Here is an 18,584-nt window from a genome sequence, read left to right as displayed (position 1 = left end):
ATAAATGATTGGAAGGGGCTGGAGGGTATTAGGAATTTCCCACGGCCGCGAAGCCCCAGGCCGGGAGGTGAAGGCGTTCGCCGGCCAGGGTAGCCCCGTTGGATTGAAGCAGCAGTTCCCCGGCCACTTCTATATCCAGCGCCCCGTCGCCAAAGTTCGCGCAGCAGAGAAAGGGACTACCCTTGACGGTCCAGGTAATCAGGCATCCGGCGTGGTCGACGGTGATGTCCGTAAAGGCAAAATCTTTCGGGGCGCCGGCGCGCAGGTGCAAGGCCTCCCGGTAAAAACGGGCAATTTTCTCGTCCTTTTCCCAACTCAGCTTGGCCGAAGCGAAGGTTTTCTCCGACTGCGGGTCGGGCACGGTATGCCCCTCGTGCTGGAAAGCGGCAAACTCCGCCGCTCTCCCCTTGCGGACGGCCTCGATCAGCCAGTCGTCGCCGTGGTGCACGAAGTAGGGAAAGGGATTTTGCTCTCCGTATTCCTCCCCCATGAACAGCAGGGGCGTAAACGGACTGAGCAGGTAGGTGGCCGCCCCCAGCAGGTATTTGTCCGTTCCGACGGATGACAGGATACGATCGCCGATCATCCGGTTGCCTACCTGGTCGTGATTCTGCAGGAACACGACCATCTGGGCCGGACGCACGCGCTCGTCCGCTTCTACCCCGAAGTTGCGTCCGCGGTGGCGGCTGTACTGCCCGGTGTAGACGTAGCCATCGTGGAGGGCTTTAGCCAGGGTTTCGACGCTGCCGAAGTCTTCGTAGTAGCCTCTGGTTTCGCCGGTCAGCACGACGTGCAGGGCGTGGTGGAATTCGTCCACCCACTGGCCGCTCATGCCGTAACCGCCGTCGGCCCGCGAACGGATGAAGCGGGGGGCGTTGAGGTCGCATTCGGCGATGGTGATCATCTGGCGACCTTGGCGTTCGCCGATCTCGTCCACTACGGTAGCGAGTTCTTCCAGGAAATGGGTGGCGGAGTAATCCTTGATGGCGTGAACGGCATCGATCCGGAGCCCGTCGGCCCCATATTCTTCCAGCCACATGCGCACGTTCTGCAACCAGTAATTGCGCACCCCATCCGATTGGCTGTCGTCGAAGTTGATGGCCTGGCCCCACGGAGTGTGGTGCTTCTCGGTGAAGACCGGGAAAAATTCGGGTAAGTAGTTTCCTTCCGGTCCGAGGTGGTTGTAGATCACGTCGATGAGCACGGCAATGCCGCGTTCGTGGGCGGCGTCGATGAAGGCCCGGAGGTCTTCCGGCCGGCCGTAGGCCTTGAACAAAGCAAAATTCTTGACCCCGTCGTAGCCCCAGTTGCGGTCGCCCGGAGTCTGGTTCAGCGGCATCACTTCCAGGGTGTTGACGCCAAGGTCGCGTAGATAATCCAGCTTACCGATGGCCGCCCGCAGGGTTCCTTCCGGGGTGAAGGTGCCGATGTGGAGCTCGTAAATGACGGCTTCCGCCAGACTGTGCCCCCGCCATCCGGTATCGGGAAGCGGTTCCAGATCGATCACCTCGCTCCAGCCGTGTACGCCTTCGGGCTGGTAACGGCTCGCGGGATCGGGGTACCGTTTTTTTCGGTCGCCGTCCAGGTAATAGCCGTACCGGCTTCCCGCCGGAGCCCGAACTTCATCGGATGTCCGGTAACCGTGCTGCTCGTCGTGCATGGCGTACCGCTGCTCGCGGCCATCGGTTAGCACGACCAGTTCGACGGATGCCGGCGTGGGTGCCCAGGTACGGAATCGACGGTGATCTTGCTGCCCCGCCGGCAGGGGGCCGAGGGGTAAATAGGGAAAACGTTCGGTCATGGGTTATCGGTTTTGGAGCCGGTAGGCCGCCCGCAGTACCCGCTTAGTGAGGGGGGAGAGCAGACGGTTTTGATCCCGGTCACGGGCCGGTTTCTGATTTATCCGGCTGCCTACGGGGTAGGCGTAAATTTTATTGGTCAGCTTGCTGTAATCCAACCCGAGTTGCTGCAATAAGTGCAATTCCTGAATCATTTCACCGGCTGCGGGGGCGGCCATGCACCCGCCGAGCACCTTCGAGCTTCCGTAAGTGGGCTTACTCAGATAGAGGATCAGCAGGCTGTCGCTGTAATCGGCGGCGACGGCCCGATCATCGTGGTCGAAGGATTGCTCGACGGTCTCGTACTTCGTCCCCTGCCTGTCTAGCTGTTCCGGCGTAAGTCCGAAGGTGGCGATCTCGGGATCGGTAAAGGTGACCCAGCTGAAGTGGTTTAGCTTATGTTTTTTGTCGATCGGGCTAAGGAGATTCGTCCATACATCGGTGTTGTGCTTCTCGGCTCCGTGGCTGAACATCTCGCGTCCGTAGGCATCGCCCACGGTAAGGATCGCCGGATTGGAGGTCCGGTAATAGTCGTCCGTTAGGATCCGGTCGCCCTTGGTGTGGACGCCGGCCAGCTCCAGCCCCAGTCCCCGGGTGCGTACCGACCGGCCGATGGCCACGATCAAATGCGTAAAGGATACGGATCCGACGGGCTCCCCGTCGTCGACCAGGGATGCCGTGTGCGCATCCGGGAACGCCCGGATCTCCGTATTCAGACGTACATCCACGCCTTCGGCCCGCAGTTTGGCTTCGAGCAGCTTGGCGGCCGGGGCGGGATCGTGCTTCAGCAACCGATCGCTCCGGCTTAGCAGGATCACTTCGCTGCCAAGGCGGCGGAAGGCTTGCGCCAATTCGCAGGAGTTCGGTCCGCCGCCCACGATAAGCAGGCGATCCGGCAATTCCTCCAGCTCGGCAAAAACGCGCTCGTTGTCGTACTGCTTTACGTGCTCGACTCCTTTTACCTTCAGGTGACGGGGCCGGCTTCCGGTTGCCAGTACGATGCGCGGGGCCGTCAACTTACGACCGTTCACCGTCACCTCCTTCTTACCGGTAAGCATGGCTTCGCCGATGAAGCAATCCAATCCGTAGGTTTTCCGCAGGTAGTCGGGACTTTCGTGCTCGCGGATGATGTCCTGCCGCTCGCGGATGTACCGTTGTACGGCTTTCATATCCGCTTTGCCACTAATTTCCAGACCGAAGCGGGTAGCTTGTCGGGCCCCGGCAAATTGCTGGGCTACGTGCAACAGGGCCTTACTGGGAACGCAGCCGTAGTTAAGGCATTCTCCGCCATAATCGTGAACCGTCTTATCGATGAGAGCCACGTTCAGTCCGAGCGCGCCGCCGAATCCGGCCGCTCCCAATCCGCCGGAGCCCGCACCGATCACGATGAGGTCGTGGGTATAGTTTGCCATACCTTCCTAAGCCGGACGGGCAACCGATTGTTTGGTCTATTCGGCCGCCTCCGCGATCTCTTTCAATTCCTGCAATTTCAGCATGCACTCCACGGGGGTCATACTGTTGATGCTCACCTGATCCAGCATTTCCCGGATACGGCCGGCGGTGGGGTCGCTGGTTTCAAAGATGCTGAGCTGCATGGCTTCGGTACTCAGGCTTCCGGGGGCTACGCGTTGGGCGTTGGGCGCGGGAGCACCGTCCGTAATGGCTACCGTCTCCCCTACTTCCTGCCCGATATGCTGCTGCTCCAGTTGCGTGAGGATGTTGGTAGCCCGGTCGACGATGGAAGCCGGCATACCCGCCATCCGGGCCACGTGGATACCGAAACTGTGTTGGCTGCCCCCGGGCACGAGTTTGCGCAGGAAAATGATCCGATTGCCGTGTTCCTTAATGGCAATGGAATAATTGTGGATGCGATGGAGGCTCTCCGCCAATTCGTTGAGTTCGTGGTAATGGGTAGCAAAAAGCACCTTGGGTTTGGCGCGGCCGTTGTTGTGTAGGTATTCCGCGATCGCCCAGGCGATGGAAATGCCGTCGAAGGTGCTGGTGCCCCGGCCGATCTCGTCGAGCAGGATCAGGCTACGGTCGGTGATGTTATTCATGATCGAGGCCGTCTCGTTCATCTCGACCATGAAGGTGGATTCCCCGCTGCTGATGTTGTCGCTGGCACCCACCCGGGTGAAGATCCGGTCGACAACTCCGAGGCGGGCGGACTTGGCCGGCACGAAGCTGCCCATCTGGGCCAAAAGACAGATCAGGGCGGTCTGCCGTAGCAGGGCTGACTTACCGGCCATGTTCGGACCGGTGATCATCAGGATCTGCCGGTCTTCCGGGTCCAGGCGCACGTCATTGGGCACGTACTGCTCCCCCACTTCGAGTTGCCGTTCGATCACCGGGTGGCGACCTTCCTCGATGGCGATGTCGCCCGTTTCGTCCATCTCCGGTTCTACGTAGCGATGCGTGTTAGCCAACTTGGCGAAACTGAGCAAACAATCCAGCCGCCCCAGCACGGCGGCATTGCGCTGCACCGGTTGGATATAATCCTGCAGCCAGACGACCAGGCGTTCGTAGAGTTCCTCTTCCCGCTGCAGGATCTTGTCCTCGGCATTCAGAATCTTATCTTCCAGCACCTTTAGCTCCTCGGTGATGTACCGCTCGGCGCTGGTGAGCGTCTGCTTGCGTGTCCATTCGGGCGGAACGACCTTTTTGTACTTGTTGGTTACCTCGAGGTAGTAGCCGAACACGTTATTGAAGCCGATCTTCAGGCTGGATATACCGGTACGCTCGATTTCCCGTTGCTGAACCGCCGCCAGTCGGTTTTTACTGTTGCGGGTAATGTCGCGCAGTTCGTCCAGCTCTTCGTCAAAGCCATCGGCCATGACCCCGCCCTTGCTGAGGTTGACGGCCGGCTCCTCCCTGATCTGCTCGTCGATGGCCGCACAGACATCCGGCAGCGGATCCAGCTGTCTTCCCAACCCCCCGAGCACCTCACTGCCCGAATCCGCCAGCAACTGTCGGATCGGCTCCATCGCACAGAGGGCACGACTGAGGGCCCGGATTTCCCGCGGATTCACCTTACCGAGCGGAACCTTGGATATCAGCCGCTCCACGTCACCGATCTGCTGGAGCGACTCATTGAGGTCCTGGAGCAGGGGCGGGTGCTGTACGATGGTCCGCACGGCCTCGTGGCGCCGGCGAATCGCGGCAAGGTCCTTGAGCGGGAGTACCGTCCACTTCCGTAGTAGCCGCCCCCCCATGGGCGTGACGGTTTTGTCGATGGTCTGGACTAGGGAGACGCCCTGGTCGTGGGGACTATAAATAAGCTCCAGGTTACGAATCGTGAAGCGATCCAACCACACGTAGCGGTCGCTGGCCAACCGGCCGATGCGGGTGATATGCTGAAGGTTCCGGTTTTCGGTAGTCTCCAGATAGTGCAGCACGGTACCGGCCGCCACCTTGGCCACGTGCATGTCGTCGATCCCGAACCCCTTTAGGCTGGCGGCCTGAAACTGCTTGAGCAGCTTCTCGGTGGTGTAATCGTCCGTGAAGACCCATTCATCCTGGGGGCTCAGGTAAAAGCGATCGCCGAACTGCTTTTCGAACTGCTTCCGGCGATCCTTGCTGAGCAACACTTCCTTGGGCTGGAAGCTCTGCAGCAGCTTATCGATGTAATCTTCGCTGCCTTCGGCCACCATGAACTCGCCGGTACTGATGTCCAACAGGCTCAGTCCGCAGGGGTCCTTACGCCCACGCCCAAATGCGACGCAGGCCAGGAAGTTGTTGCGTTTGTGTTCCAGCAACTGGTCGTCTACGGCCAGGCCCGGGGTTACGATTTCCGTGACGCCGCGCTTCACGATCTTCTTCTCTTTGGAAGGCTTTTCCAATTGCTCGCAGATCGCCACCCGGTAGCCCGCCCGCACGAGGCGGGGCAGGTACATGTCGACGCTGTGGTAGGGAAATCCGGCTAGTTCGACGTCGCTGCCCCCGTTGTTGCGGCTGGTGAGGGTAATCCCCAGCACCTGCGCCGCTTTCACCGCGTCTTCGCCAAAGGTCTCGTAGAAGTCGCCGACACGGTAGAGCAACAGCGCATCCGGGTGTTTGGCTTTCACCTGGTTGTACTGCGCCATTAGCGGCGTGACTTTCTTTGCATTGCTTTTGGCCACGGAAATTCGTTTTGGGTGGGCGAAGGTAACAAAGCCGGCGTGCGTCCGAAAACGGCATAGCTGGCAATGATCACCGTTTTACGTCTCAACCCGTCAGGGCGTACAGATGGGTTTCCTCGTGGACCGTCAGTAAAGGTGCATCGTTCGGGTCGTCCCGGTTGAGAATGGCGCAACCCACGACGCAAGAGGTACAACGGGTCGGCGCGCAGTAGGCTTGTTTCAATTCAATTTGGGCCTGACTTTCCGCCGCCGACCGGGCCGGCCAGCCGAGTTTCTTCCAGTTGGCGACGATGGCGTTCTTCTCGGCGGGTTGGGCTTCCAGCAGGTCCACCGCCTTTTCTCGGTACCGGTCGTCCGAGCGGTGCAGTCCGTAGGCGAAGTAAGCGGGTACCACGGCGTTGACCAGGATAGAGCGGATGGCGGTATCACCGAGCCGCCGCTCCACCCGTTTGGCCACTTTCCCGAAGCGGTAATGATCCTTCCAATAGTTGCTCAGGCTTACGGAGAACATATTCCTCAGTTCCCGCTCTCCGGATGCGGCCAGCATCTTGCCGAATAACTGGGCGCTCCGGTGATACAGACAGGCCAATTGAGCAATGCGTACGGTAGGAAAGTTATTTGGTCGCATGCGCAGAAAGCGCCAGGCGGTGGCGGGAATCGGTTGCAGGCCATACTTTACCCGCAACAAGGCGTATTCCCTGCGTAGCCTGTTGACGTAAGGGGCGTCGTCCGCACCCGCTTCCGGGAGCAGCCCCGACTGCCCGAACAGCAGGGCCTCCAACTGTAGCAGACTGTGCTTATGCTTTTGCAGCACGCGGAGGGGCAGGGAGCGGGCCAGTATTTCCATCGCATCGGCATTGACCTTGCCCCCCATGCTCCTGGCAAGGCTTTGGTAGAAAGCCGCTTCCCAGTCTTTGTCCGACCGGGCAACCAATTCGGTAAAGGCCGCCGCTTTTCGCTCCAGTCGTTCCGAAAGTACCCGTTGCAGCCAGATTGTCCTTACGGGAACGGCTACGTTCGTGAGCTGCCCGGCACAGGGCACCCAGCTTTCATGGTGAAGCAACCGCCAGTAGGTATTCCGCAGGCCGGCAGGAATGCGGCCGCGCAGCTCCAGGCAAGGGATCTGGCTGCCGTCCTGGCGGTAGACGATGCGGTCCTCCTCGAGAACGACGTGCAGGATCACGCCATCGTACACCGGATCCTCCTGGTGACCGTGGGCGTACCAATCGCTGCTTCTGAGGTGCATCTCTACCCTGCCGGCCCACTGCAGGCCGTTAATGGTGAGGCGGGCGTCGTCGAAATCCGGCCCGGCGTGGGTATTGTGCAGACCGAACTGCTGAATGGTAATGGGGTGGCCCTCCGTCGTGCGCAGATCGCGCAGGTCGAAACGGGCCAGCCGCCACAGGTAGTGGAGGAAGTCTTCTCGCATTTCTCATAGTGGTTTGCCGGTAGGGGCGCAAGCCCACCCCGGGCGTCAACAAATATTGACACAATTAAATACCAATACTCGAAATAAACAACTTTTTGTTTTACTTTTTTCGCTCCAGCCGCGAGAACCGGTAGGCCAGTTCGTTCTTACCGGAAGCCGGGTGCCCTTCGCTCCACACCTCGTGCCAGATGGCGGGGTCCAGCTCGGGGAAAAAGGCATCGCCGTCCGTCACTTCGGCGTCGACAATGGTTCGGTAGACCGTGCTGACGAGCGGCATACTGGCTTGGTAAATATCTCCGCCCCCCACGATGAAGGATTCTTTCGCGCCCGTGACCGCCGGGTGGCCCACCGCTTCCCGCAGGCTGTGTACCACTACCACTCCGGTTGCCGTGAAAAAGGGATCGCGGGTAAGTACGATGTTGGTACGCTTGGGCAGGGGCCGGCCGATGCTGCGGAATGTTTTCCGGCCCATGATGACCGGATGCCCCAACGTGATGCGCTTGAAGTACTGCAGATCGGCGGGCAGATACCAGGGGATCTCCCCATCCTTTCCGATGGTCCCGATCCGGTCCGTTGCAACAATGGCGGAGAGTTTCATGGCCGCGAAGGTACGACTGGTGGCTTACCCGAGGCCCAGCCCGGCCTCGCCGAGTTCTTCCCGGTAGGTTCGCAGCTTAGCGTCGATCTCTGCTTTTTTGGCCGTGATGTCGGCGGTGGTCTGATAGACGCCAACTTCCGTCTGGTAGCGAATGCGGTTGCGTAGCTTACCGGCCCGTTCCGTCATGCTTTCCTCGGCCGAAACGGCGTAGCGCTGTTCGTGCTCGGCCATCAGGTAGTCGTAGGGGCTGCGCGGCGCGATGAGCTTGGTAAAGATCGGCGCCGTTTCAATCGCGATGAATAGCAGGGTCACGAAGAGGACCGCCAGCTCGATGGCGTTACTCCGCCGGCTCAACCGCTCCAGTGCCTCGATGCGGGCGGCGATACCCCCGTAAGCGCCCCGGTCCAGGGCGGTGATCTCGCTACTCACCGCGTTGCGCAGGGCCGCGACCGCCGCCGTTTTTTCATCGATCCGGGGCTGAAGCTCGGCGACCGCGGCATTCAGTTCGGCCTGGGCCGCATTCGCTACGGCCTGCTTGGCGCGGTAAATCGGCCCCATGTTCCGGATGCCCGATCCCCCGCTACCGTCGGCTTCCGCCAGCGCGGCGGCCTCGGCGGCGTCGCGGGCGACCGTCTTCTCGTGAATGAGCGCCTTCCATGCATCGGCTTCGGCCGTGTGGGCGGCGATCCGGTCGGTGTACCGCGCCTGGATGCGGTCTTCCTGCTCCTTAAAGGTTTCCTGTTCCATGACGATCAGTTCGGCCTCAATTTCCTTTTCGAAGATCTTCAGCTCCAGTGGCTTCGAGATCACGAGGGCTAATAGTACGGCCATCGCGATACGGGGGGTAGCCAGCAGGAAGTTCTTGAAAAATCCGCGATCGCTCTTCATACTGGATACGATGTAGCGGTCCAGGTTGAAGATCATCAGTCCCCAGATCAAGCCAAAGCCGGCGGCCAGCAGGTAGCTGTCGAAGATGGTGTAGCAGGCGTAGCCGGCGGAAAAGAAGGCCAGTACGCCGGTGAAGAAGATCGTACCGCCGATACCGAGGTATTTGTTCTCGTCGCTGGGTACCTGGTCCAGGGTGTTGCGGTCGACACCGGAACAGAAGAGGAAGAAATTTTTGAGCGCGCTCATGGCGGGAATAATTTTGGTGGGGGGGTGTTGAATGGGCCTAAACTATACCCCTTCCGGGCCCCGGTACATTCCATTCGATGAACCAAGGAGCAAATCGGACCGACGCGGATCGACGCCGCCTTTCCTTCCACCCGCGCTTCGGCGCCCCCCTTGCTTCAGTCCTTCACCCATTCATCAATTCCCGATAGCGTACATTTGCAACAAATTATTTTAAGTTATCCCAGTGACCCGCCGCCCGCCCGATCCACCCAGTACCGGCACCGTTTACGCCGACGTGGTGCTGCCACTCGCCCTCGCTCGCACGTATACGTACCAAGTCCCAGAGGAATTCGTCGGACAGCTCCAGGCAGGCCTGCGAGTGGAGGTGCAATTCAGCAAGAACAAGCACTACGCGGGCATCATCCGCCGCCTGCACGGCACGGCCCCCGGCTTCAAGACGAAGCCTATCCTGAGCGTCATCGACGTGGAGCCCCTGCTCACGGAACGCCAGCTCGAGCTCTGGGAGTGGATGGCCGACTATTACTGCTGCACCCTCGGCGAGGTGATGACCGCCGGGCTGCCCAGCCACCTGAAGATGGCCAGCGAAACGATCATCACGTTGGGTCCGATGTTCAGCGACGACATCACCGAGCTGGACGAGGACGAGTACTTGATTGTAGAGGCACTGACGCTACAATCCGAGCTCAGCCTGAAGGACATCCGCGACATTCTGCAGCGCAAAACGGTGTACCCGGTCATCCGTGGTCTGCTCGACCGCCACGTCATCTTCCCCAAGGAGGAATTCAGCGACCGCTACAAACCCCTGGAGGTGAAATGCGTCCGTTTCGGCCCGAAGTACCGCACCGAGGCCGAACGGATCTCCGCCTTCGACCTGGTTTCCCGGTCCGAAAAACAGACCGCCGTCCTGCTGGAGTACCTGGACGTGAGCCGGAAGCAACCCTACGTACGGCGAGCGGACCTCAGCAAGCGCACCGGCGCCTCCGACGCGGTCATTAAGGCCCTGGTCAAAAAAGACATCTTCGAATTCTACGACCACGAAGTCAGCCGCCTCGGGGGAGCGGAAGCTAACGCTCGGGCGGGGGCCCTGAGCCGGGAGCAGCAAGAAGCTTTGGGCGCCGTGCGCGGGTGTCATGCGGCTGGTAAACCGGCATTGATCCACGGAGTGACGGGCAGTGGCAAGACCCGCGTGTACCTCGAGTTGATGCTGGAGGAGATCGACGCCGGCCGCCAAGTCCTGTATCTTCTACCGGAGATTGCACTTACCGGCCAAATCACCAAGCGGCTACAACAGGTGCTGGGCGACAAGATCCTCGTCTATCACAGCCGCCTCAATAATATGGAGCGGGTCGAGATCTGGAAGGCGGTGTTATCCGGCGAAAAGTCGGTGGTGGGCCCCCGCTCCGCCCTTTTTCTACCCTTTACCAAACTGGGCCTCGTCGTCGTCGACGAGGAACACGATCCATCCTACAAACAGCAGGAGCCGAGTCCGCGCTACAACGGCCGCGACGTGGCCATGTACCTCGCCCACCAGCACGGTGCCCGGTCGATCCTCGGTAGCGCGACCCCCAGTCTGGAAAGCTGGGAAAATGCGCGATCCGAGAAATACGGGCTGGTCACGATGCGGGAGCGCTACGGCGGCACCGCCCTGCCGGAGATGACGGTGGCCAACAGCCGGGAAACCGATGACAAGGGCATGCATCACCCCTTCTTCACCCCTACCCTCATTGAAAATATTCGCGCGACCATCGAGCGCGGCGAGCAGGTCATCCTCTTCCAGAACCGCCGCGGATTCGCCCCGGTCTATTTCTGCCCTACCTGCGAATGGTCGGTACAGTGTGTCAACTGCGACGTGACGCTGACCTACCATAAGTACCAGCACCGGCTGCGTTGCCACTGCTGTGGCTACGTTACCTCCCCGCCCGAACACTGCCCCGCCTGCGGGGAAGTGCAGCTCAAACTAAGCGGCACGGGAACGGAAAAAATCGAGGACGAGCTGAAGATCTTTCTCCCGGAAGCGCGCATCGCCCGCATGGACCTGGATACTACCCGTGGCAAAAACGCACTGGGGCAACTACTGCAACAGTTCGAAGTCGGTGAACTAGACATCCTCGTCGGCACCCAGATGGTAACCAAGGGACTGGACTTCGACCGGGTCGGGCTGGTGGGGGTCATCAGTGCCGACCAGCTGCTGCGTTTCCCGGATTTCCGGGCCGACGAGCGGGCCTTTCAGTTGATGCTCCAGGTGGCGGGGCGGGCGGGTCGTCGCGAGCGGCAGGGCAAAGTGATCATCCAGGCCCATGAGGAAAGTCACCCGGTACTGACGGACGTGCTGGCGGCGGACTACGAGAACTTCATTCAACGGGAGGCGGACAACCGGCGGGCCCACGCCTTTCCCCCCTACCGGAAAATGATTCGGATTCAGCTGCGGCACCCCCGGCGGCCGACGGCCGAGGAAGGGGCCAAGCTGATGGGAAAGTGGCTCGCCTACGCCCTCGGCGATTTGGTGGAAGGGCCCTTCGAGCCTTCCATTGCCCGCTTACGCACTTACTATTTGCAGGATATCGTGCTACGGCTGCCGCCCCACGTCGCTGAGTTGAAGCGGGTAAAGGACATCATCCAGCGGGCGACGGACAAGCTGGCGACCACCAAGGGGCTCAGTGGGGTGCGCGTGGTGGTGGACGTCGACCCGTATTGATCAGCGGTTTCGGCTGCTCACCCGGCCGGCGCTGCTTGTGTCGGTGACTATGTCGCTGGGGCTACCGCTGTAGCGCACGGAACCCGCGGAGCTTGCATCGGCCCGCAGTCGCTTGCTGGCGTGTACGGAGATATTGGCCGCGCTGCTGACGTCGGCTACGGCTTCTTCCGCCTGGAGGTTACCGGCCTCGATACGGCTGGCGCTGCTGGCGTCTGCCGTTACGCGCTTGGCGGATCCGCGAACGTCGATGCGCCCGGAACTGCTAGCGTCCAGGTCCACGCGGTCACCGGAAAAGGCTACCTCGATGTTGGCCGAGCTGCTGACGTCGAGTTCGAGGTCCTCCCCGGTAAAGGGCGTCGTACCGGTCACCTTACTGCTGCTGGAAGCGGCGATGGATTCGAGGCGGGGCAGGGACACGTAGACGGTGATGGGCTCGGTCGATTTGAAGTTGGCGTCTTCGGTGTACTTGATGTGCAGCGTCCTTCCCTGGACTTCGGTTTCGATGAATTCCTGAAGGTTACTTTCCGCCTCTACGCGCACGTCGAAGTTTCCTTCCGCTACTTCGACCTTGAAGGAGCAGCAGGTCTTGATGCCGGTAAACCCGTCGATATCGCGGGAGCGGGTGACGACCTCTCCGTTGCCCCGGACGCGATCGCCGGAGCCGAACCAACCGCCTCCATTGTTTACTTCCACCTGGGCGGAAAGGGTCGTGACGGCAAATAAGAGAAGGAGGGTGTGCAGTAGTTTCATAGCTGATCAGATTGTTTGTTACCGTAGGGACGACGGGGGGTGGTTAGCGTTGCACCGCCCCATCATCTTTTTTCGGCAGCCGGCGTTATTGGGGGCATGTCAAGACTGTTTATTCTAATTGCCATAATGCTTGCGCTTGATGCGTATGCCTTCCTGGCCCTGCGCAGCTGGCTCTCTACCCACAGCCCATCCACCCGACGTGCGGGCTACGTGTTGTACTGGTCGCTGAGCGCGCTGAGTTTTACCTTCCTTCTCCTCAATGTTTTTGAAGTTACGGAAAGCTGGTCGGACGGCCTGAAGATTTACAGCCGGGCGGCGGTGTTCATCCTTTATCTCGGTAAGCTACCGGTGGTCTTGTTCCTCCTCATCGACGACCTGCGGCGGGGCACCACCTGGCTGGTTAACAAGGTAAGCCCGGTGACGGAACGGGATAGCAGCCGATCCCGCTTCCTCTCCAAAACGGCGCTGGTAGCGGGCGGGGTTCCGCTGGTCACGCTCACCTACGGAATGGTCCGCAATGCCTATCGCTACCGCCGCTTTTCCGTAGACGTACCCATAGCGAACCTGCCCGCCGGGCTCGAAGGCTTCCGGATCGTCCAGATCAGCGACATGCACTCCGGTAGCTGGACGCGCTCCGAGCCGCTAAAAGAGGCGGTGCGCATGATCAATGAGGAGGAAGGCGACATCGTGGTCTTCACCGGCGATATCGTCAACAACCGCGCCAACGAAATGGACCCGTACATCAACATCTTCCGGGAAGTACGGGGCAAGCACGGGGTGTACAGCATCCTCGGCAACCATGATTACGGCGATTACGTACCCTGGAACAACGACGAGGAACGGGAAAATAACATGCAACGGGTTTACGCCATCCACGAGCAGCTGGGGTGGGACCTCCTCCGCGACGAACACCGTAAATTGAAAATCAACGGCAGTACGCTTGGTCTTATCGGCATCGAAAACTGGTCGGCGATCATGCGATTCCCCAAGTACGGAGACTTACCGGTAGCCGCCGCCGGCACGGAAGACTGCGACTGCAAGGTGCTCCTGAGCCACGACCCGACGAGTTGGGATGCGCTGATTCGGCCTGACTACCCCGACATCGACCTCACCCTCAGCGGTCACACCCACGGTTTTCAGTTCGGCATCGAGATTCCCGGCTTCCGTTGGTCGCCCTCCCAGTACATCTACGAGCAGTGGGCCGGACTCTACCGGAAGGGCACCCAATCGCTGTACGTCAACCGCGGTCTCGGGTTTTTAGGATATCCGGGCCGGGTGGGAATTTTGCCGGAGGTTACGGTGCTTACGTTGCGGGGGTTAGGTAGTAGGGGGTAGTCGTTTAGGGGGTAGGTAGTAGGGGGTAGTCTTTTAGGGGGTAGGTAGTAGGGGGTAGTCTTTTAGGGGGTATTACGAGGGGGTAGTCTTTTAGGGGGTATTACGGACGACCGCCTACCCACTACCCACTAAAAGACTACCCACTACCCACTACCCACTAATCAAGCTACCTCATGTCCCCTACCCGCTTCCAGGATTTCGTACCAGTCCTGGCGGTCGAGGGGAAGGTCCAGCGCTTTGAGCGACCGGTTGATGCGTTCCTTTTTCGTGGTACCGATCACCGGAACGGGCCTCGTGGGATGCATGCGACACCAGGCCAGTAGCACGACATCTTCCTGGACGCCGTATTTTTTTCCGATCTCCTGGACCTTGGAGCGTAAGCGGAGCAGCTTGGTCCCTTCGCCTTTGAAGTAGTCGGCTCCCCCCAACGGGCTCCAGACCATGGGGCGCAGGCTATGCAGTTGACACTGGTCGTAGGTTCCGTCGAAGAGCGGGTCGGGATGGAGGGGGTGGCACTCGACCTGGTTGGTGACGAGGTCGGTGTGCGCCCGGAGCAGATCGAACTGCGAAGGGGTGAAGTTGCTGACGCCGAAGTGTAGCACCTTACCCGACTTCCGTAGCGTTTCGAAGGCGGCGGCCATCACTTCGGGTTCCATCAGCGGATCGGGGCGGTGAAAGAGCAGTAAATCGAGGTAGTCCGTACGGAGATTACGCAAACTACGCTCGGCGGAAGCAATGATGTGGTCGTAGCTGGCGTCGTAGTGGTGGACACGCGTTCCCGGCCGGTGGGACGATTCCAGCTGAATACCGCATTTGGTCACCAGCTGAATCTGCTCGCGTACCGTGTCGCTGTGTTGGGCGAGCGCGGTTCCGAATGCTTCCTCGGTGGTGTAACTTCCGTAGATGTCGGCGTGATCGAAGGTGGTGATTCCCAGGTCGAGGCAGTGCCCGATCAGTTCGGCCATCGTAGCCGTATTGTAGTCGCTACCCCACTCCCCCCAGGTCATGGTTCCGGCTACGATTTCGGATAGTTGGGGGCCGCTCGGGCTAAGGCGACGTTGGTCGGCGTTCATCTTTTGATAATTTTGGCTAATCTAGCGATATGAAATATCTCCACCTCCTAGTTGCCGTACTGTTCGCTTTGTTCGCTTACTGGCAACTCAACGATCCGGATTGGCCGCTGTGGGTCGCAATGTACGGTAGCGTGTCCGTCGTCGGGCTTTGGAGCTTTCTGGCCCGGCCACCCCGCGTGCTGATCTACCTGGCTTTGGGGGTCGCGGTAATCTGGATGCTGACGCTCGTCCCCGATCTCTTCAACTGGATCAGCGATGGTATGCCCACCATTGCCGGCCAAATGAAAGCAGAATCCCCCCACATCGAGCTCACTCGGGAGTTTTTCGGATTGCTGATTACCTCCGTGACCCTCGGTCTTTACGTTTGGCGGACTTGATCCAGCCCTAGAATTTTGAGAAGTTATCCGCGGTCACCGGCACTTTCACCGACGTACCCTGCACCGTAAGGCGCAGCCCCTGCGCATCGGCGGTGACGCCCAGGATATGGTCCGGATTCACCGAGTAGTGCGGGTGGCACCGCAGCAGGCCATCGTAGGCATATTCCTTTTCGATAATATCGAGCGACTGTTCAATCTCTTTCCGCCGGCCACTCTCGAAGTAAATCGTCGTCCGCTTCACCAAACGGGGTTGATAGCCTACCACGATGCTATCGGGGGAACCCTCGCCGGATGGTTTTCCGGCCGATACCGGTGCAACTCCGCCGGTACTTCCGATCAAGCTAAGTTGCAGCCGGCTGGCCACTTTCTGGTTTTCCCGTTCGGCGCGAATTTGCAGGGCCAATCCACTGGTCACGATCGGCAGTAAGCCCACCAGGACGGTAGGAACGGCGATGTACAGGAATACTTCCAGGTTCATTACACTCCAGCCGACGGTGTAATTGTAGAGCAGAAAGCAGGCGGCGGAGACGAACAGTAGGAGCAACGCCTGGTCCAGTGTCCACTTCGCCATCGTCCACTTCGGCCCTGTCCGCCTTACCCCCAGTCGTTCCGTAATGAAGTGGTAGGCCAAGGCTACGGCAAAAACGATCAGCCCATAAGCCAACGCCCTAGCAAGGGGAAAAATGAACAAGAGGGCGACGAAAACAAAGAGTGCCGTGCGCCCGTGGCCGATGATGACCTGGCGGCCGAAAAGCCGTTCGGGAAAGGGGCGGGAAAAGGGATTACGATTGAGCATCAGGCCGGTGCACGGAAAAGCTGGTAAACGGTCATGCCCCGCTGGAACAGCTGCATGATTTCTTCGGCAGGCAGCAGCATTCCTTTCTTGTATACGATTAGGTAGTACCCGATGCCTTCCACCGACCAACCCTTATTCAGGGTAAAATAGTTCAAAACTTCGTCCGTGAAATGATGACGGATGTAATCTTCATCCTCCCCAACGAGGCGATACTGCTTGCTGAATTTGGGAAAGCGGAGGAAGTCGATATCGTGAAAACCGAACAACTCCCCCATTTTATGCAGGATGCTTTCGGGCTGCATGTCGATGCTCGGCAGCGTTAGCCGTTGGCTTTGCAAAAAGAAAACCGTTTGCCGGGTGGTGTGCTTGTTGCCAAAATCCCGGTAGCTGTAGTCAAATACGTAGGCGTCCTGCTCGAGCAGCCCGTCTTGTTTACGTAACACATTGCTCACCGTGCGCCTCCGCCCGCGGTTGGCGAGGCGGAAGTCGCCGAGGTAGCGGTGCAGGCCGTGGTCGTCGGTCTCGCTGAAGGTGAAGTCTGCCCGGTTAGCGAATTCGCGTAGGCTCTTCTCTCGGTATGGCATGGTCAAATATAGAAAATGCCCGCCTCCTTACGGAAGCGGGCATGCTCGTTGTTTTGGAGGGCGGTACGGGACTTACCGGCCGTTGTTGAACATTCCGGCCTCACCGGCGGGTACGGCCTCGGGCTGGGCGGGCTTCTCGAGTACCTCTCCCATGATGGTGAGTACGACGGGCTCGTCGCTTACGTTAGTAGTCAGGGTCACGCGCTTGCGGAACTTACCCAGGCGGTCGGTGGCGTAGCGCACCTTGATCTCGCCGGATTCACCGGGAGCGACGGGCAATTTGCTGAAGCTGGGTACGGTACATCCGCAGGATCCTACGGCATTGGTGATGAGAATGGGCTCCTCACCGGTGTTCGTGAAGGTGAAGGTGCGGTAGGGGTCCGAGTTCTGTTCGATGGTGCCGTAATCGATCTCCTTGCTTTCGAAGGTCATGGCTTCTGCTTTTCCCTCGCCTTGGGCGTCGGGCATAGCCTTCGTTTGGGCTGCAAGCGTGAAAGACAGGCAGGTAAAGAGAGCGAACAGGGCAAAAAAGCGCTTCATAGTCTGGATGGTTTCTTAGAGATATAACGTAAAGATCGGGCTAAAGATGATGGACCGCCAAGGATAAAGCTGTTAACGGCATGTAAAAATCTTATTCCGAATGTTTGTTTAGTTAGAAAGAGTGTGCTTATCTTTGCACCGCTTAACCGCCACGGGGGATTAGCTCAGCTGGCTAGAGCGCTTGCATGGCATGCAAGAGGTCACCGGTTCGACTCCGGTATTCTCCACTAAAAAGGGCTTTCCGCTTCGCGGATGGCCCTTTTTTAGTTCGTTAGTTCGTTAGTCATTTAGTTGGGACAGTCTACCCCTCGCTTCGCTTGGGTGGGTGCGGGACTGGGGTTCCGGATCGGACCACCTCGTACATATCTCGAACACATTAGGTCTGCCCCGCTTCGCTCGGTCAGGTGCGGGATTTGGCTTCCATACTTAAACCTTCACCGTCGCTGGAACTATTTACGCTTCGCTTCCCTCGGGGTCCGCGACTGAGCTTTTGCTGCGCTGTCGCAGGCCGGGGTTTTAGTCCGGCTTGCGTACGTCGAGCGAATAAGTGAGCGGGAGGAGGCCAGGCATCTGCTTGAACTGGTAGCGATTTTTACCGACCTCCAGCAGATCCGGGAAGCAGGCGTAGGGGCTGTAGTCGTACTCTTTGAACTGCCGCAGCGTCAGTCCGCAACCGAGCAGGGCGTTGATCACGTCGCTTACGGGATGATCCCAGCTGATTTCCTTGCTTCTTACCGATTCGCTTCCGTCCGTATAGCTGCCGTCCGAGGTTTCTTCGATCGCCTCCCGGGCGAAGTAACCGTATTTGATGCCGTTCCGGTCTTCGTTCCAGAGCCAGGCGAGCGGGTGAAATTCCACGAAAACGAACTGACCGCCGGGCTTAAGGTAACGGGCCACGATTGCCGCCCAGCGGTCGAGGTCGGGGAGCCACCCGATGGTGCCGTAGGTGGTGAAGACGATATCGAAGGTATCGTCCAGGTGATCCGGCAGGCTATACAGGTCGCAGTTGATGAACCGGCCCGGCAGGCCGCTGCGCAGGGAAAGCTCACGTGCCGCACCGATGGCTTGGTCGCTCAGGTCTACTCCGGTGACTTCCGCGCCGCGGCGGGCCAGCGAAAGCGTATCCTGCCCAAAGTGACATTGCAGGTGCAGCAGGTTCAGTCCCGCCAGGGATGGCGGAAGCAGGGCAAGTTCAATCTCCCGCAGGCATTCACCGCCCTCCAGCCATCCAGCCACGTCGTAGAATTTACTGCCCAGATGAGCGGAGGTACGCTGGTTCCAGTGAGCTCGATTTACGTCAAGGTAATGCTCCATGCA

At 59.5% G+C, this 18,584-nt stretch carries 15 protein-coding genes and 1 tRNA gene; 4 read left to right on the top strand and 12 right to left on the bottom strand.

The features are described from left to right. Positions 1–28: 28 nt before the first annotated feature. The 6 genes from treZ to CLV84_RS08875 form a co-directional block, all read right to left on the bottom strand. Positions 29–1,801: a malto-oligosyltrehalose trehalohydrolase gene (treZ, locus tag CLV84_RS08900; RefSeq protein ID WP_104419364.1), complete on the bottom strand. Its 1,773-nt coding sequence runs from the start codon at positions 1,799–1,801 to the stop codon at positions 29–31. Between the two features lie 3 nt (positions 1,802–1,804). Continuing rightward, positions 1,805–3,250 (bottom strand): dihydrolipoyl dehydrogenase family protein, encoded by a 1,446-nt coding sequence (locus CLV84_RS08895; RefSeq protein WP_104419363.1) that lies wholly within the window; start codon positions 3,248–3,250, stop codon positions 1,805–1,807. A 36-nt stretch (positions 3,251–3,286) separates the two neighbouring features. Further along, a complete protein-coding gene (gene mutS / locus CLV84_RS08890; RefSeq protein WP_211295233.1) occupies positions 3,287–5,920 on the bottom strand; it encodes a DNA mismatch repair protein MutS in 2,634 nt (877 codons plus the stop codon). 121 nt (positions 5,921–6,041) lie between these two features. Further along, on the bottom strand, positions 6,042–7,385 hold the full coding sequence (locus CLV84_RS08885) for a DUF2851 family protein (RefSeq protein WP_104419361.1): 1,344 nt from the start codon (positions 7,383–7,385) through the stop codon (positions 6,042–6,044). A 100-nt stretch (positions 7,386–7,485) separates the two neighbouring features. Further along, entirely contained in the window at positions 7,486–7,983 is a 498-nt protein-coding gene (locus CLV84_RS08880) for a dihydrofolate reductase (RefSeq protein WP_104419360.1), read from the bottom strand. A 24-nt stretch (positions 7,984–8,007) separates the two neighbouring features. Next, a complete protein-coding gene (locus CLV84_RS08875) occupies positions 8,008–9,117 on the bottom strand; it encodes a DUF4407 domain-containing protein (protein ID WP_104419359.1) in 1,110 nt (369 codons plus the stop codon). A gap of 223 nt (positions 9,118–9,340) precedes the next feature. On the opposite strand from CLV84_RS08875, the gene priA reads away from it, so the two are divergent. After that, a complete protein-coding gene (gene priA, locus CLV84_RS08870) occupies positions 9,341–11,812 on the top strand; it encodes a replication restart helicase PriA (protein ID WP_104419358.1) in 2,472 nt (823 codons plus the stop codon). On the opposite strand, the gene CLV84_RS08865 is transcribed toward priA, so the two are convergent. Beyond that, entirely contained in the window at positions 11,813–12,562 is a 750-nt protein-coding gene (locus CLV84_RS08865) for a head GIN domain-containing protein (RefSeq protein ID WP_104419357.1), read from the bottom strand. It abuts the gene before it with no gap. Positions 12,563–12,688: 126 nt separating this feature from the next. Here CLV84_RS08865 and CLV84_RS08860 point away from each other — a divergent pair, with 126 nt between their 5' ends. Further along, entirely contained in the window at positions 12,689–13,897 is a 1,209-nt protein-coding gene (locus CLV84_RS08860; RefSeq protein WP_245911431.1) for a metallophosphoesterase, read from the top strand. 161 nt (positions 13,898–14,058) lie between these two features. Here CLV84_RS08860 and CLV84_RS08855 read toward each other — a convergent pair whose 3' ends face one another. Then, a complete protein-coding gene (locus tag CLV84_RS08855) occupies positions 14,059–14,970 on the bottom strand; it encodes an aldo/keto reductase (protein WP_104419355.1) in 912 nt (303 codons plus the stop codon). 29 nt (positions 14,971–14,999) lie between these two features. Here CLV84_RS08855 and CLV84_RS08850 point away from each other — a divergent pair, with 29 nt between their 5' ends. Beyond that, on the top strand, positions 15,000–15,347 hold the full coding sequence (locus CLV84_RS08850; RefSeq protein WP_104419354.1) for a transmembrane 220 family protein: 348 nt from the start codon (positions 15,000–15,002) through the stop codon (positions 15,345–15,347). A 7-nt stretch (positions 15,348–15,354) separates the two neighbouring features. Here the strand turns inward: CLV84_RS08850 and CLV84_RS08845 are convergent, their stop codons facing one another. From CLV84_RS08845 to CLV84_RS08835, 3 genes are all read right to left on the bottom strand, one after another. Next, positions 15,355–16,143 (bottom strand): LytTR family DNA-binding domain-containing protein, encoded by a 789-nt coding sequence (locus CLV84_RS08845; RefSeq protein ID WP_104419353.1) that lies wholly within the window; start codon positions 16,141–16,143, stop codon positions 15,355–15,357. Beyond that, positions 16,143–16,727 (bottom strand): hypothetical protein, encoded by a 585-nt coding sequence (locus tag CLV84_RS08840; protein WP_104419352.1) that lies wholly within the window; start codon positions 16,725–16,727, stop codon positions 16,143–16,145. Before CLV84_RS08840 ends, CLV84_RS08845 begins: the two co-directional genes overlap by 1 nt. Before the next feature lie 72 nt (positions 16,728–16,799). Continuing rightward, on the bottom strand, positions 16,800–17,267 hold the full coding sequence (locus CLV84_RS08835) for a DUF1573 domain-containing protein (RefSeq protein ID WP_104419351.1): 468 nt from the start codon (positions 17,265–17,267) through the stop codon (positions 16,800–16,802). Between the two features lie 153 nt (positions 17,268–17,420). On the opposite strand from CLV84_RS08835, the gene CLV84_RS08830 reads away from it, so the two are divergent. Beyond that, positions 17,421–17,494, top strand: a tRNA-Ala gene (locus tag CLV84_RS08830). A 289-nt stretch (positions 17,495–17,783) separates the two neighbouring features. Here the strand turns inward: CLV84_RS08830 and CLV84_RS08825 are convergent. Further along, complete coding sequence (locus CLV84_RS08825) at positions 17,784–18,581, bottom strand: class I SAM-dependent methyltransferase (RefSeq protein ID WP_104419350.1); 798 nt, start codon at positions 18,579–18,581, stop codon at positions 17,784–17,786. Positions 18,582–18,584 lie beyond the last annotated feature (3 nt).

It is taken from the genome of Neolewinella xylanilytica, from assembly GCF_002934605.1.
GTDB lineage: Bacteria > Bacteroidota > Bacteroidia > Chitinophagales > Saprospiraceae > Neolewinella > Neolewinella xylanilytica.
Note: the sequence above shows the minus strand (reverse complement) of the source record. Positions and strands in the feature narration are given on the sequence as shown.